Genomic DNA, 14,844 nt, shown 5'->3' on the forward strand with positions numbered 1-14,844 from the left:
GAGCCCTTGGGATGGGGGCGTTGCCATGACGACGGGCGTCTACCTGTTCGACCTCGCCTCGCAGCACGCGCGTTTCCTCGCGACGCGCCAGGCCACCATCGCCGGAAACGTCGCGAACGCGAACACCCCCGGCTACAAGGCGCGGGACGTGATGCCGTTCGCCCAGGTTCTGGCGCGTACCGGGCTCGACATGGCCTCGACCGCCACGAGCCATCTGGGAACGCAAGGCACCGGCATCCCCGTGCGCGAGGCTAAAGCCTCCGAGACCTGGGAAGTGCTCCAATCGTCGAGCGCGGTCAGCCTGGAGCAGGAGATGCTCAAGGCCGGCGACGTCTCCCGCCAGCACAACCTCGATACGGCGGTGGTGAAGTCGTTCCATCGCATGCTGATGGCCGCAGTGAAGGGCGGCGCATGATCGATCCCCTGCTCTCCGCCTCGCGGCTCGCGAGCGCCGGCCTCGAAGCGCAATCGCTGCGCATGCGGGTCGTCTCCGAGAACCTCGCCAACGCGCAATCGACGGGCGCGACCCCGGGCGCAGACCCCTATGCCCGCAAGACCGTGACGTTCCGGGCCGAACTCGACCGGGCGGCGGGCATCGCCTCGGTGCGCCTGCGCGAGATCGGCACCGACGATGCCCCGTTCCGCACCGAGCACGACCCCGCCAACGCGGCGGCCGATGCGAACGGCAACGTCAAGCTGCCCAACGTGAACATGCTCGTCGAGATGGCCGACATGCGCGAGGCCAACCGCTCCTACGAGGCGAACCTCCAGGTCATCAAACAGGCCCGGGCCATGGTCGCCAGCGTCATCGATCTCCTGAAGTCCTGAAGAGCCGCCCGCGATGATCGAAGCCCTCAACTCGCTCGCCGCCTTCGACAAGGTCGCCGGCACCTCCTTCGCCGGGGCCGCGCCGACCCAGAAGGCCATGTTCAGCCCGGCCGCCCTCTCGGGCATCGCCGGGACCGCCCCGCCCGCGCCCACCGATTTCGGTGACGTGATGGCCCAGGTCGCGTCCAGCGCCCGCGATGCGCTGCGCACCGGCGAGGCGACGGCGATCTCCGGCATCCAGGGCAAAGCCACCGCCCAGCAGGTGGTCGAGGCGGTGATGTCCGCCGAGCAGAGCCTCCAGACCGTGGTGGCGATCCGCGACAAGGTGGTCGCCGCCTACCTCGAACTCAGCCGCATGCCGATGTGATCGGCCGAGCCGCTTCCGTTTCAACGCGCTCTCTCACGCCGAACAGGCCTCCACTCCGGCGGAGAGCGCTAGCCCGAAGGATCCCTCGCCATGCGCGCGCTCGCCATCGCCGCCACGGGCATGTCCGCCCAGCAGCTCAACCTCGAAGTCATCGCCAACAACATCGCCAACCTGAACACCACCGGGTTCAAGGGCGCGCGGGCCGAGTTCACCGATCTGCTCTATCAGGCCGAGCGGCAGCAGGGCGTGCCGAACCAAGCGGGCCAGGAGGCGGTGCCGGAGGGCGCGATGCTCGGCCTCGGGGTCCGCGCCGCCGCGATCCGCAACCTCCACCGGCAGGGCTCGCTGGCCAACACCGGCAACCAGCTCGATCTGGCGGTGAACGGGCGCGGCTACTTCCAGATCACCAGCCCGGCGGGCGAGATCCATTACACCCGCGCAGGCTCGTTCAACAAGAACAACGCCGGCCAGCTCGTGACCATGGAAGGTTACGCGGTCGATCCCGCGATCCTGATCCCTCAGAACACCACGCAGGTGACGATCAACGAGTCCGGTCAGGTCTTCGCCAAGATCGACGGGCAGGTCGCGTTGCAGAATGTCGGCCAGTTGACGCTGGCCAACTTCGCCAACGATTCGGGCCTCGAACCGCTCGGCAACGGTCTCTACCGCGAGACCCCGGCCTCCGGCGCGCCCGTGGTCGGCAATCCCGGCGACGTGAGCTACGGCAAACTGCAGCAGGGCTATCTCGAAGGATCGAACGTCGATCCGGTGAAAGAGATCACCAGCCTCATCACGGCCCAGCGCGCCTTCGAGATGAACTCGAAGGTGATCCAGGCCGCCGACGAGATGGCCGGAACGGTCTCCAAGGGCATCCGCTGACACGCGCGGCGTCCAAGTCGGCGTCCCTTTGCGCATCCTCTTGCGCGTCTTCCCCTCCTCCTTCGGCGCGAGCCCCCCATGCCCCGCAAGACCTTCGTCCGCGGCCTCGTGCTCGTCGCCCTCGCGGCCGGCTCGGCGCAACCCATCGCTCCGGCACAGGCCGTCGAGGGCATGGCGGTCGAGGGCATGGCGAATGCCGAACTCATGCTGCCGGTGCCGACCGTCACGATCTATCCCGGCGACACGATCAAGGACTCGATGCTGCGGATGCAGGCTTATCCCGCGACCTACCGGGCGCGCACGGCGGTCATCGATGCCTCCGCCGCGATCGCCGGCCGGGTCGCCCGGCGGATGCTGCTGCCGGGTGAGCCGGTGCCGGTCAACGCCGTGGACGATCCCCGCCTCGTGAGCCGGGGCGCGCCGACGCAGATGATCTTCGAGGAGAACGGCCTCGTCATCACCGCGGTCGGAGCGCCGCTTCAGAACGGCGGCCTCGGCGAGACGATCCGCGTGCGCAACACCGACACCAACCGCATCATCCTCGGCACGGTGATGGCCGACGGCCGCATCCGGATCGGCGCGCAATGACCCGCCGCCTGCTCCTCGCTGTGCTGCTCGGACTGCTCACCGGCCTTGGCTTTGCCGTCATGACCGGCCCGGTTTTCGCCGCCGGCACCCGCATCAAGGACATCGCGACGCTCAAGGGCGTGCGCGACAACCAGCTCTTCGGCTACGGCCTCGTCACCGGCCTCCAGGGCACCGGCGACACCCTGCGCAACGCGCAGTTCACCGAGCAATCGCTGCAATCGCTGCTCGACCGGCTCGGCATCAACGTGCGCGACGCCCGCCTGCGCACCCGCAACATCGCGGCCGTGATGGTCACCGCCGACCTGCCGCCCTATACCGGCACCGGCTCGCGCATCGACGTGACCGTGACCTCCATGGGCGACGCCACCTCGCTGCGCGGCGGCACCCTGCTGATGACTTCGCTCACCGGCGGCGACGGCCTCGTCTACGCGGCGGCGCAGGGGCCGCTCGCGGTCTCCGGCTTCTCGGTGCAGGGCCAGGCCGAGCAGCTGACGCAAGGCGTGCCGACCGCGGGCCGCATCCCGAACGGCGCGATGATCGAGCGCGAGGTGCCCGGCACCTTCCGCGATCTGCCCGAACTCGTGTTCGAGCTGAAGAACCCCGACTTCAAGACCGCGACACAGATCTCCGACGCGATCAACGCCTGGTCGCTCGGCGCCTTCGGCCGTCGCATCGCCAGCGCGCGGGACCAGCGCGCTGTGGTGGTGATGCGCGGGCGCCAGATGGCCCAAACCCGGCTCGTGGCGCAGATCGGCGATCTGACGATCCAGCCCGACACGCCGGCCCGCGTCGTCGTGGACCAGCGCACCGGCACCGTCGTGATCGGGCGCAACGTGACGATCTCCACGGTCGCGGTCACCCACGGCAACCTCACGGTGCGGGTCACCGAGGCGCCGGAGGTGTCGCAGCCCGAGCCCTTCTCCAACGGCCAGACCACGGTGGTGCCGCGCACGGAGGTCTCGGCGCGCGAGGAGCGCGGCAAGCTCGCCATCCTCGGCGGCTCCGATCTCCAGACGCTGGTGCGCGGGCTCAATCAGGTCGGGCTGAAGCCGACCGACATCATCGCGATCCTGCAGGCGGTGAAGACCGCCGGCGCCCTCCAGGCGGAGCTTGTGGTGCAGTGATGAACGGGACGCTGCGCATCGCCCTGTGCTGGCTCGCGCTCGGTGGAACCGCACTCGCGGCCGGCGGCGAGCATGCCGACCCGGCCAAGGACGCCGCGATGCGGGCGCTCGCCACCCGCGACGCACCGAGGGAGGTCACGGCCCAGGACTTCGTCGCCAAGGAGCCGGCCAAGTCCGGCTACTGCGCCAACATCGCGGACGCTGCCGCCGATGCCCGCTTCGCGTGGCAGAAGGAACAGCTCGCGACCATGGAGCGGCAGGTCGAGGAGCGCATCAAGCTCCTCGAAGAGAAGCGGGCCGAGTACGAGGCGTGGCTCAAGCGCCGCAACGAGTTCCTGGCCAAGGCCGACGAGAGCGTGGTCGCGGTCTACGCCAAGATGCGGCCTGACGCGGCGGCGCTCCAGCTCGCCAACATGCCCGACGAGGCGGCTGCCGCCCTTCTGACCAAGCTCAACGCCCGCACCGCGAGCGCCATCCTCTCCGAGATGGAGGCGGCCCGTGCCGCCGGTCTCGCCCGTGCGATGTCGGAATCGGGCCGCAAGGACGCGACCGCTCCGGCCGTCAAGAAGAACCAGAGGTCGTGATGCGCCCCTCCTCCGCCGCCGTGGCCGTGCTGGCCCTCTCGCTCGGCGCCTGCCAGAGCGATCTCGACCGCCTCGGCCGCCCGCCGCTGCTGACGCCGATCGGCACCGGGCTGAACGCGCCGCGCGAGCCGCTGCCGACCTCCTTCGGCGCGCTCGGCCCGCGCCACAGCTACCACTCGACCTGGAGCCCGGCGAGCGCCGCGCTCTACCAGGATCCGCGCGCCCGCGACGTCGGCGACGTCATCACGGTCAGCATCGCCATCAACGACAAGGCGCAGTTCGACAACGCGAGCGAACGCGGCCGCAGCCAGAAGAGCAGCCTCGGCTTCGATTTCGGCTACGGCATCTCGGGCCTCAAGGACACGGCGACCGCCGATACCGGCATCCGCTCCGGCACCGAGACCAAGGGTCAGGGCTCGATCGACCGCAAGGAATCACTCAGCCTCTCGGTTGCGGCGGTGGTCACCGAGGTGCTGCCCAACGGCAACGTGTTGATCTCGGGCTCGCAGGAAGTGCGGGTCAACAACGAGGTCCGTGTGCTCGAAGTCGCCGGCATCGTCCGCCCGCGGGACATCTCGCGCAAGAACACCATCGATTACGACAAGATCGCCGAGGCGCGCATCTCCTACGGCGGGCGCGGGCGCATCACCGACGTGCAGGGCCCGAGCCTGGGCCAGCGGGTCTTCGAGACCGTCGCGCCGTTCTGACGGCACGCCCCGAGCGCGCCTGCGCGAACGCCCCCGTTCGCGACGAGCGCGACCGCGCGCCGCCACCGATGCGGCGAACCGCTCTCACCGCGAAGCGATGAGAGCGAACCCAGGAGAATCGAGATGGCAGACGCCAAGGACTCCAAGAAGGGCGGCAAGGGCTGGATCGGGGCGCTCGCCCTCGTCACGCTGGTCGCCGTCGGCACCGGGGGCGGGCTCGGCGTCTACCTGCTCGGCAGCGTCGAGAAGTCGGTCGACCTCAAGCAACGCGAGGAGGCCGGCAAGGCGGTGAAGGTGCTCAACTACACCGGCGACCTGTCCTTGCGCAGCGTCGGCTCGGTGGTGGCCAACCTCGCCGAGCCGGCTGATTCCTGGGTGCGCATCGAATCCTCGGTCGTGTTTCAGGCCGGGGCGCTGCCGAACCCGGATGTGACGCTCGCCGAGATCCGAGCCGACGCGCTGGCCTATCTGCGCACCCTGTCGATGGCGCAGATCGAGGGCGCAAGCGGCCTCCAGCACCTGCGCGAGGATCTGAACGAGCGCGTTGCGATCCGCACCAAGGGGGCGGTGCGCGAGTTCATCGTCGAATCGCTGGTGGTGCAATGAGCGGTCGGATGGTTCGGCGCCTCGGGCTGACCGGGGTCGTCCTGGCTCTCACCGCCACCGCGGCCCTGGCGCAGGGTGCCTCGCCCGGCGGCGTCACCGGCGTGCCCGGCCTCGACGCGCTGCTGCCGCCCGGCAACGGGGCGGCGTCCGGGCGCATCATCCAGCTCGTCGCGCTGCTCACCGTCCTGTCGCTGGCGCCGGGCCTGCTCGTGATGGTGACGAGCTTCACGCGTTTCGCCGTCGCGTTCTCGTTCCTGCGCTCGGGGCTGGGCCTGCAGAGCACGCCGGCCAACCTGTTCCTCGTCTCGCTCGCCCTGTTCATGACCTTCTACGTCATGGCGCCGACCTTCGACCGCGCCTGGAACGAGGGCGTGAAGCCGCTCCAGGAGAACCGCATCGGCGAGGAGGAGGCGTTCGGCAAGATCGTCGAGCCGTTCCGCGAGTTCATGACCCAGCATGTGCGCCCGAAGGACCTTCAGACCTTCACGGATCTGGCGAGCCGCAATTTCCCCAAGGCCGAGGCCGGCGAGAAGATCGACCTGCGCATCCTGATCCCCGCCTTCATGATCTCCGAGCTGCGCCGGGGCTTCGAGATCGGCTTCCTGATCGTGCTGCCCTTCCTCGTGATCGACATCATCGTCTCCACCATCGTGATGTCGATGGGCATGATGATGCTGCCGCCGACGGTGATCTCGCTGCCGTTCAAGGTGCTGTTCTTCATCCTGATCGACGGCTGGAACCTCTTGGTGAGTGGGCTGGTCCGATCGTTCTTCTGAAGCGGAGCAAGGCGCGGTAGGCCCGCCGTTCGGTCTCGGCCCGGACCGTCGTGGCGCGCACCTGCAGCAGGTCGCGGCGCGTCAGCAGCCCGACCAGGGCGCCGCTCTCCGGATCGGTGACGACGAGACGGCCCTGGCCCTTCTCGGTCATGACGTCGAGGGCGTGGGCCACCACGTCGCCGGGATGGACGGCCGCGAGCGGCGCGCCCTCCCGACGCCCGAGCCTTTCCTCGCCGCGGCCCCCTTCCAGAGCCCAGTGCGGGCCCTGCCCGCGCGTGGCGAGGCGGACGGGGCGGTGCGCGGCGTCGAGCACCGGATAGGCCTGATGCCGCCCGGCCTCCATCGCAGCGATGGCGTCGGCGAGGCGTAGCCTCGCATCGAGCACGTCCACCTCACGGGATCCCGGCACCGCACGCGGACGTGTCGCGTCGCAATCCCCGCGCAAGGCTGAGCCCTCATTCAGGCTGGCGACGCGTGTCAGGTCGCGGGCGGGATTGGTCCAGGGATGTTCGGTCGCGAGCAAGCCGAAAGATTGTGGAACAACATCGTCGATCTCGGCGCGAGGCGGCTGATCGCCCTCGGGCTGGTCGGCCTTCTGGTGTTTCTCGGCGTCGGTGTCGGCGCCTACTATCTCAGCCGTCCGGCGCAGGAGACGCTCTATACGGGGCTGTCGCGCGAGGACGTCGGGCGCATCGGCGGCGTGCTCAAGGACAACGGCATCCCCTTCGACGTGTCCTCCGACGGCACGGCGGTGCTGGTCTCCTTCGGTCACACCGCGCAGGCGCGGATGCTGCTCGCCGAGAAGGGCCTGCCGCAGAGCTCCAAGTCCGGCTACGAGCTGTTCAACGATCTCGGCTCGCTCGGCATGACCTCCTTCATGCAGGAGGTGACCCGCGTGCGGGCGCTCGAAGGCGAGATCGCTCGCACCATCCAGGGCATGAAGGGCGTGCGCGCCGCCCGCGTCCACTTGGTGCTTCCCGACCGCGGCTCGTTCCGCCGCGATCAGCAGCCGGCCTCCGCCTCCGTGGTGGTGCGCACCGAGCCCGCCGACGACGTCTCCGGCGCGCAGGCGATCCGCCAGCTCGTCGCCTCGGCGATCCCCGGCATGAAGCCCGACCGCGTCACCGTGATCGGCTCGGAGGGCACGGTGCTGCTGGCGGGCGACGACGCCGGCACGGCGCCCACCGGCAAGATGGCGACGCTGGAGAAGTCGGTGAGCCGCGAGATGCAGGACAACATCCGGCGCACGCTCGCGCCCTATCTCGGCGTCGGCAATTTCGAGATCAGCGTCGCGACCCAGCTCAACACCGACAAGACGAGCACCAACGAGACGATCTTCAACCCCGACCAGCGGGTGGAGCGCTCGGTGCGCTCGGTGCGCGAGAGCGAGAACGCGCAGAACCGCAACAGCCAGCGCCCGACCAGCGCGCAGGAGAACCTGCCCGACCAGCGCACCCGCTCGGACGGCAACGACCAGTCGAGCAACGAAACCTCGAAGAAGGAGGATCTCACCAATTACGAGATCTCCCAGAAGACGGTCCAGACGGTGAGCGACGGCTACGCCATCCGCCGCCTCTCGGTCGCGGTGCTGGTCAACCGCTCGCGGCTGACCGCGCTTGCCGGGCCCGACGACAAGGCCAGCCTCGACAAGCAGATCGCCGAGATCGAGGAACTGGTGGGCTCGGCCGCGGGCTTCAGCAAGGAGCGCGGCGACACGATCAAGGTCGCGGCGGTCGGCTTCGTCAACGACGGTCAGGCGATGGAGCCGGTGCCGCCGCTCTCGCTCAGCGACGTGATGATGAAGCAGTCGGGCACGCTCATCAACGCGGCGACGATCCTCGTCGTGGCGGGCCTGCTGATCTGGTTCGGCCTTCGCCCGGCCCTGCGCGCGATCCTGGCGACGCCCGAGACCGCTCAGAGCGAAGTCGCGGCGCTCGCCGGCCCCGAGGGCGTGCCCGCGCTCGCGGCCGGCATGGCGGCCGACGGCACGATGGCCCTGGCCGCACCGGGTGCAGCGCTTCCCGGCTCCGGCGAGGCGGCCAAGCTCCCCGCGCCGGGCGTCGCCGGCCTGCTGGAGGAACTGGAGGACAAGATGGCCCGCTCGCCGCAGAAGCGGCTGGAGCAGCTCATCGACATCGACGAGGAGCAGGTCGCGGCCGTGCTCAAGCGCTGGCTCATGCGTGAGGAGGCGGCGTGATGGACGCGGTGCTCGCCCGCTACCTGCCGGACTTCTCCGCCCCTCCCCCGCCGCCCGCGGCGCTCTCGGCGCTCTCGGGCGAGCCGGATTTTTCGGGGGCGTGGTTCCGCGCGCCCGCCGCCGCGGAGCCCATCGCACCGGCTCCGGCCGAAATCCAGGCCGCGCTCGAACCCTTCCTGCCCCGCACCGCCGCGGCCACCCTGCGGCCGGCAGAGGATCGCGAGGCGCTGATCGCCGCCGCCGAGGTACGCGGGCGCGAACAGGGCCGGGCCGAGGCGCTGGAAGAGTGGTCGGCGCAAGCTGCGCTCGAGCGCGCGGCGCAGCAGGCCCTCTTCGAGGAGGGATTGGCGCAAGCCCGCCGCGACTGGACCGAGGCGCAGGGCGAGATCCTGGCGCAAGGCTTCGTCGCGGCCATGCAGGCGCTCGACGCCACGCTCTCGGACCGGGTCGCGCGGCTGATCGCGCCGGTCCTGGGCCAGGCGCTGCAGCGGCAGGCGCTGGATGAACTCGGCGCCGCCCTCAAGCGCATCCTGGCCGAGCCGCAGCAGGCCGCGGTGCAGGTGCGCGGGCCGGACGATCTGATCGCGGCGCTCGCCGCACGGTTCGGCGGCTCGACCGGGATCGCTTTTGAGGCGGCCGAGGGGCCGGAGGTGACGGTGCGCGCCGGCGAGACCGTGATCGAGACCGAACTCGCGGCCTGGAGCCGCCTGATCACCGCCGCGATCGCGGAGGCGTAAGATGTCGGACCGCCCCCACGAAATCATCATCATCAAGCGCCACGGCGACCACGAGGACGGCCATCACGGCGGCGCCTGGAAGATCGCGCTCGCCGACTTCATGACGGCGATGATGGCGCTGTTCCTGGTGATGTGGCTGATCAACTCCACCAGCAAGGAGCAGAAGCAGACCATCGCCGAATACTTCAACCCGGTGAAGCTCGCCGAGGTCACCCACGACCGCAAGGGCGTGAACGACCCGCAGGACACGCCCAACGACCCCGCCCCGTCCGGCAAGGGCAAAGGCGACGGCGGCAACGCCGAGGGCAAGGGCGACGCCGCCGGCGCACCGGGCAGCCGCGCCCGCGAATCCGCCCTGTTCCAGGACCCCTACGCGGTGCTCGCCAAACTCGCCGCGGAGGCCGAGGCCGCCGGGCCGGAAGCCGCGAGTGCGGATGCCTCCGCCCTCGAAGCCGGACAGCCGGGCGTGGCCGGCGGCGAGACCGGACGCGACCCGTTCGACCCGCTCTACTGGCAGGTCGCCGCCCTGCCGCGTCGCCGCACCGACAATCCCGGCGCCCTCGACACCGCCGCCGCCGCACCGGCCGAGGCCCGCCTCGACGCGCGTGCCCAGACCGCCGGTTCCAAGCCCAAGGAACCGCAAAAGGAACCGCAGAAGGAGACGGCCAAGGACATCGCCCGCCAGAGCCTGAGCGATGCCATGCGTCAGGCCGGCGTCAAGCTTGCCTCGGCCGAGCCGATGGCGCTGGTGGTTCCGAGCACCGAGCCCCCCAAGCCCTCGGCAGAGACCGCACCGCACCCGTCCCCGGCCGAAGCCAAGCCGGCCCCGCCCGAACCGACGCTTCTGGCGAAAGCCGAAGCACCTCCTGCGAAGGAATCGGCGACGCCTGCCGATCAAGCCGCGAAGGCGGCCGAGACCGCGGCGCTCTCGGCGCTGAAGGCCGAGATCGCGCGGGCCGTGCCGTCGCTGCCCAACGGCGCGCCCGCCCCGCAGGTCGAGGTACGCCGGACCGGCGAGGGCGTGCTCATCAGCATCACCGACGAGATCAATTACAGCATGTTCGGGCTCGGATCGGCCGAGCCGACGCCGAAAGTGGTCAAGGCGCTGGAGCGCATCGCCAAGATCCTCAACGGCCGGCCCGGCCGCGTCGTCGTGCGCGGCCATACCGACGGTCGCCCGTTCCGCTCGGAAACCTACGACAACTGGCGTCTGTCGTCGGCGCGGGCTCAGATGGCCTCCTACATGCTCGTGCGCGGCGGCCTCGACGAGGCCCGCATCGACCGCATCGAGGGCTATGCCGACCGCCAGCCCCGCATCGCCGGCAATCCCAAGGCCGCCGAGAACCGCCGCATCGAAATCCTGCTGCGGGGGCTGCCGGAATGACGCTCCGGATGCTTCCGAGGCGCCCTCTCGCCCGGTTCGGCCGCACCGCCGTCATCGCGAGGCGTCCGGCGAAGCCATCCCGCACCGTGACGGGCATGGGAGGGGCATCCCGGCCTGCCCTCACGGCCGCCGCGCTCGCCCTCTGCCTCGTCATCGCTCCGGCGAAGGCCGCCGAGCACGGCGACACCCACGCGCCCCCCGCGGAAGCCCACGCCGCCGACGATCATGGCGGCCATGGCGCCCCGGCCAAGCCGATCGAACCGCTGCCGGTGAAGGCGCACGGCCTGCCGGTCGAACTGACGCGCACGCTCCAGCTCCTTCAGGACCGCATCGCCCGCGGCTCGACTCAGGCGCATGTCGCGCAGCGTCAGCTCCTCGGCCATATCGAGCAGCGGCTGATCGCCCTCGATCCCGAGGCCTGGACCGAAGCGGAGAACGTGCGCGCCGCCGTGACCTTCGCGCTGGCAGGTGGTGGGCCGGGGGCCCTGCGGGCAATCCTCCGATCCGGCAAGACGCCGGAGGCGGAGCAGCCCCTGGCGCTCGGGGCGCTGGCCTATCTGGAAGGGCGCGAACGCGAGGCGCGGGCCAAGCTCGCCGGCATCGACCCGCGTACGATGCCCGCGGGCCTCGCCGGGCAGCTCGCGCTGACGCAATCGGCGCTGATGGTGCGCGACGCGCCGGTCAAGTCGCTCGAACTCCTCGACCTCGCCCGGCTTCTGGCGCCCGGCACGCTGGTCGAGGAAGGGGCGCTGCGCCGCCAGATCTTCGTCGTGGCGCAGGGCGGCGATGCGCGCCGCTTCGAGGCGCTGGCGATCCAGTATCTGCGCCGGTTCCGCCGCTCGGTCTATGCCGGCAACTTCCGCCAGCGCTTCGCCGGAGCGCTCACCCGCCTCGATTTCGACAGCGACCGCACCCGCATCGCCAGCCTGGAGCGGATGCTCGACGAGATCGAGCCGGAGAGCCGGCGCGACCTCTACCTGCTGGTGGCGCGCGCCGGGCTGGAACAGGGCCGCCGCGAGACCGCCCTGTTCTCCGCCGAGCGGGCCATGGGGCTCGCCGCGCCGGATTCGCAGCCGGCCGCGCAGGCGCGGCTCTACCGCGGCGCGGCGCTGATTGTCGCCGAGGGGCGTTTCGAAGAGGGCTACGAGGCGCTGCGCGGCCTCGACCGCGCCGATTTCGTGCCGACCGACGCCGAACTGCTCGACGCCGCGCTCTCAACCGCCCGGCAGATCCGCACGCCCTCCCCCGTCGCCGAGGCCGCCCCGGCCCCGCCGCCCTCGGCGAGCCGGCCGATTCCGGAATCCGGTTCGCTCCTGCGGGCGCAGGAGGCCCTGGCCCGCGCCGAGCGCGCCATGGATGCCACCACCCGCACCCCCTGAAATCTCCCCGCGCTCCAACCATCGGACGATCGACCCGTGATGCGGTCCCTCGACACCCTCCCCCTTCTGCGGCCGAAGTCCGAGACCGGTCGCGCCCCTTCGGGCGAGGACTCGCGCACGGGCGTGCCCCCCGGCTTCGAGGCGATGCTCGGCGCCTTCGAGAACGGGGCGGCGGAGAGCGGAACGGCGGACATCGGAACGGCACGGACCGGAGAGGCCGCGGTGGAACAGCTGGAGGCCGGGACGGACATGCCGCCCACCCTCCCCGCCGAGGCATTGCCGGTAACGACCATCGGCGGCTCGGCCTTGCAGGCGCTGATGGCGCTCACCGGTCCCGCTACGCCGGCTATCGCGGCTCCTCCGAATTCTAGCCTGGAGGCCATGGTGCAGCGAGCCGCCGCACGCGCCGGATCAGGGCCCGGCCCGGCCCCGGCAGAGCCGGCCTTGCAGATCTCGATGGTCGGCCTGGAAACGCATTTCGCGCCGGTCCGGCCGCAGGCCGCCGCCGCCGCCTCGACGGAAACCGCCATCAAGCAGGGCCTGAACGAGCCATCCGCTCCGCCGACCGTCCCGACATCCGCCAGCAGCGGCGCCGCACCGGTCGCTCCGCTGCCCCCGGGAACGGCCCTCCTTCCCGGTGCCCCGCGAACCGCGACGGCGTCCGATGCGACCGTGCCGTCGGCATTGCCGGCCGGCGGACCGGACGGACAGCGCGCGCCGGAATCGGTCGCGACGCAGTCCCCGCCATCCCGCAATGACGCTCGCGAGCCGGCCGTTCCGTCCGATCGGCCGGCACCGAACGGGCCTGCGAACGAGCTGACGGTACCGGCCGCCACGACACCCGCGCGACCGGCCTCGCCCGTTCCAGGCCCCGACCGCCCCGCCGAATCGACCCCGGCGAGCGCTGCGCCGGCACCGGACGAGCCCGTTCGGCGAGCCGCAGGTGCTCCCCCGACGCAAGCTGCGAGCGCCGAAGCTGCGCGAAGCCTCTCGGCCCGTGGACGCGTGGCGCCCCGGAGCGATCGCGCCGAGCCGTCCGGCACGGCGGACAACGCTGCGCTCCTCGACCAAGCGGAGGGCACAAGCCTCCCCGAGCCGACTGCCGTCACCCAACCCGGCACGCCGGGGCAGACCCGACGTGACTCGGAGTCGAGGCAGGATCGCCCGGCCGCCATCGCACGCCCCGATGCGACACCGGAGCATGAAGCCGTGGCGGTGCCGCGGCCGCAGGCCGAAGGTGGCGCGCGCACCGAGAGCGCCGGAATCGACGCGGTGACGATCGAAGCGCCGCGCCCGGACATGCCGCTGGCGCCATCCGTTCCGCAGGAGACCGCCGCCCTGCCGACGCCCGCGCCGGCCTCGCCGCTGCGCCAGATCGTCGATGCGGTCGCCGCCCAGTTGCCGGCGGCACCCGCGGCGATGGCGACCCAATCGGCCCGTCCCGTTCCGGCTTCGACCGAGGCCGGGCCGCTGAAGATCCTCACGCTCCAGCTCCATCCGGCCGACCTCGGCTCGGTGCTGGTGCGGATGCGCCTGCAGGACGGGCGGCTGGAAATGAGCCTGCGCACCAGCCGCGAGGAGACCGCCGAGCGCCTGCGCAAGGAGGGCGATCTGCTCTCCGGCCTGCTGCGCGAGGCCGGCTACGAGCCCGAGGCCGTGACGATTCAATCGGGCGGCCCCGGCGCGGGCGAATCCGGGCCGCGCGGTCAGGGCTTGGCGTCCTTCGGCGGATCGCAGGGCGGGCAGCACGACAGACAGCCGGGCGCAGCGACGCCCGACCAATCGGGCCGGCGCCCGTCCCCGCGCGCGGACGCGGCCGCCACGCCCACGGAGGAACAGGACCATGAGACGGATTCTCGCGGGCGCGATCGCGGCAGCCTGTATCTCTAGCGCCGTCGTCCCGATTGCGGCGGCCGCGCATTCCACCGCTGCCGAGGGCGCCGCAGAGGCCGCCTCCGCGCCGACGGGCACACGGGGCGGCGACGCGCGAGGCGGCTCCAAACGTCCCTCGATGGCCGGCGCCTCGCGTATCTGCGAGCGCCAGATGGCGCAGGCAGCGGCCAAGCACGGCGTGCCGCTCGGCATGCTCTACGCGGTCGGACTGACGGAGAGCGGCAACCGCGGCTCGCTCCAGCCCTACGCCATGAACATCGGGGGCAAGGCCTATTTCGGCAGCGGCGCCGCCGACGTGATGCAGCGCCTCGCCCAGGCGCAGCAGGAGGGCGTGCGCCTGGTCGATCTCGGCTGCATGCAGATCAACCATCACTATCACCGGGCGAAATTCGCCTCGCTGGAGGCGATGATCGACCCGGCCCAGAACGTCGAATACGCGACGCGCTTCCTGAAGGAGCTGAAGGAGCGCGAGGGAAGCTGGACGCTCGCCGTGGCGCGCTACCATGCCGGGCCGAACAACAACCCGGCGCAGAAGGTCTATGTCTGCCGGGTCATCACCAACATGGTCGCGACCGGCTTCGGCAACTGGACGCCGGGTGCGAAGACGTTCTGCCAGTAGATCTGGCTTAGAGCGCTTTGCGACGAAGTGGACGCCGGTTCGGCGAAAGAAGGCGCGTCGAAACGAGAGGATAGAGACGCCGGCCTGATGCAATCAGGTCGAATACGACTCTCGTGTCTCTCACAACACTCCCGCTGCGCCGTCCTCGCCAACGGGAGAACGGTCAGAGATCGAGA

The 14,844-nt window shown here is 71.0% G+C and carries 17 protein-coding genes; 16 read left to right on the forward strand and 1 reads right to left on the reverse strand.

The window, feature by feature from the left end; translation table 11 throughout:
* The first annotated feature begins 25 nt into the window (after positions 1–25).
* The 10 genes from flgB (at position 26) to fliP (ending at position 6,459) form a co-directional block, all read left to right on the forward strand.
* Positions 26–415: a flagellar basal body rod protein FlgB gene (gene flgB, locus E4V01_RS16625; RefSeq protein WP_060768411.1), complete on the forward strand. Its 390-nt coding sequence runs from the start codon at positions 26–28 to the stop codon at positions 413–415.
* Entirely contained in the window at positions 412–828 is a 417-nt protein-coding gene (gene flgC / locus E4V01_RS16630; RefSeq protein ID WP_060768412.1) for a flagellar basal body rod protein FlgC, read from the forward strand. Before flgB ends, flgC begins: the two co-directional genes overlap by 4 nt.
* Positions 829–841: 13 nt before the next feature.
* The gene (locus E4V01_RS16635; RefSeq protein ID WP_135299113.1) at positions 842–1,195 is read left to right on the forward strand and encodes a flagellar hook-basal body complex protein FliE; all 354 of its coding nucleotides are present in this window, start codon (positions 842–844) and stop codon (positions 1,193–1,195) included.
* Between the two features lie 90 nt (positions 1,196–1,285).
* The gene (gene flgG / locus E4V01_RS16640; RefSeq protein ID WP_060768414.1) at positions 1,286–2,074 is read left to right on the forward strand and encodes a flagellar basal-body rod protein FlgG; all 789 of its coding nucleotides are present in this window, start codon (positions 1,286–1,288) and stop codon (positions 2,072–2,074) included.
* Positions 2,075–2,152: 78 nt separating this feature from the next.
* On the forward strand, positions 2,153–2,662 hold the full coding sequence (gene flgA, locus E4V01_RS16645; protein ID WP_060768415.1) for a flagellar basal body P-ring formation chaperone FlgA: 510 nt from the start codon (positions 2,153–2,155) through the stop codon (positions 2,660–2,662).
* Positions 2,659–3,786, forward strand: coding sequence for a flagellar basal body P-ring protein FlgI (gene flgI / locus E4V01_RS16650; RefSeq protein ID WP_135299114.1), 1,128 nt, complete (start codon positions 2,659–2,661; stop codon positions 3,784–3,786). The genes flgA and flgI overlap by 4 nt, the downstream gene beginning before the upstream one ends.
* Positions 3,786–4,370: a MotE family protein gene (locus E4V01_RS16655; RefSeq protein ID WP_060768417.1), complete on the forward strand. Its 585-nt coding sequence runs from the start codon at positions 3,786–3,788 to the stop codon at positions 4,368–4,370. The genes flgI and E4V01_RS16655 overlap by 1 nt, the downstream gene beginning before the upstream one ends.
* Complete coding sequence (flgH, locus tag E4V01_RS16660) at positions 4,370–5,077, forward strand: flagellar basal body L-ring protein FlgH (protein ID WP_003602007.1); 708 nt, start codon at positions 4,370–4,372, stop codon at positions 5,075–5,077. The genes E4V01_RS16655 and flgH overlap by 1 nt, the downstream gene beginning before the upstream one ends.
* Positions 5,078–5,200: 123 nt before the next feature.
* The gene (locus E4V01_RS16665) at positions 5,201–5,683 is read left to right on the forward strand and encodes a flagellar basal body-associated FliL family protein (protein WP_135299115.1); all 483 of its coding nucleotides are present in this window, start codon (positions 5,201–5,203) and stop codon (positions 5,681–5,683) included.
* Between the two features lie 8 nt (positions 5,684–5,691).
* Positions 5,692–6,459, forward strand: coding sequence for a flagellar type III secretion system pore protein FliP (gene fliP, locus E4V01_RS16670; protein WP_193763216.1), 768 nt, complete (start codon positions 5,692–5,694; stop codon positions 6,457–6,459).
* Here fliP and E4V01_RS16675 read toward each other — a convergent pair.
* Positions 6,401–6,982: a CBS domain-containing protein gene (locus E4V01_RS16675; protein ID WP_245517588.1), complete on the reverse strand. Its 582-nt coding sequence runs from the start codon at positions 6,980–6,982 to the stop codon at positions 6,401–6,403. The two genes, fliP and E4V01_RS16675, sit on opposite strands and share 59 nt — an antisense overlap.
* On the opposite strand from E4V01_RS16675, the gene fliF reads away from it, so the two are divergent.
* Genes fliF through E4V01_RS16705 form a run of 6 tightly spaced genes read left to right on the forward strand, consistent with a single transcriptional unit; the run spans position 6,965 to position 14,668 of the window.
* Complete coding sequence (fliF, locus tag E4V01_RS16680) at positions 6,965–8,656, forward strand: flagellar basal-body MS-ring/collar protein FliF (RefSeq protein WP_060768421.1); 1,692 nt, start codon at positions 6,965–6,967, stop codon at positions 8,654–8,656. The two genes, E4V01_RS16675 and fliF, sit on opposite strands and share 18 nt — an antisense overlap.
* A complete protein-coding gene (locus E4V01_RS16685; protein WP_060768422.1) occupies positions 8,656–9,393 on the forward strand; it encodes a hypothetical protein in 738 nt (245 codons plus the stop codon). The genes fliF and E4V01_RS16685 overlap by 1 nt, the downstream gene beginning before the upstream one ends.
* Position 9,394: 1 nt before the next feature.
* Entirely contained in the window at positions 9,395–10,777 is a 1,383-nt protein-coding gene (locus E4V01_RS16690; protein WP_135299117.1) for a MotB family protein, read from the forward strand.
* On the forward strand, positions 10,774–12,156 hold the full coding sequence (locus tag E4V01_RS16695) for a chemotaxis protein (RefSeq protein ID WP_135299118.1): 1,383 nt from the start codon (positions 10,774–10,776) through the stop codon (positions 12,154–12,156). The genes E4V01_RS16690 and E4V01_RS16695 overlap by 4 nt, the downstream gene beginning before the upstream one ends.
* Positions 12,157–12,195: 39 nt before the next feature.
* Complete coding sequence (locus E4V01_RS16700) at positions 12,196–14,046, forward strand: flagellar hook-length control protein FliK (RefSeq protein WP_135299164.1); 1,851 nt, start codon at positions 12,196–12,198, stop codon at positions 14,044–14,046.
* The gene (locus tag E4V01_RS16705; protein WP_135299119.1) at positions 14,000–14,668 is read left to right on the forward strand and encodes a transglycosylase SLT domain-containing protein; all 669 of its coding nucleotides are present in this window, start codon (positions 14,000–14,002) and stop codon (positions 14,666–14,668) included. The genes E4V01_RS16700 and E4V01_RS16705 overlap by 47 nt, the downstream gene beginning before the upstream one ends.
* Positions 14,669–14,844 lie beyond the last annotated feature (176 nt).

The organism is Methylorubrum sp. Q1 (genome assembly GCF_004683995.1).
In the GTDB taxonomy this organism is placed as follows: domain Bacteria; phylum Pseudomonadota; class Alphaproteobacteria; order Rhizobiales; family Beijerinckiaceae; genus Methylobacterium.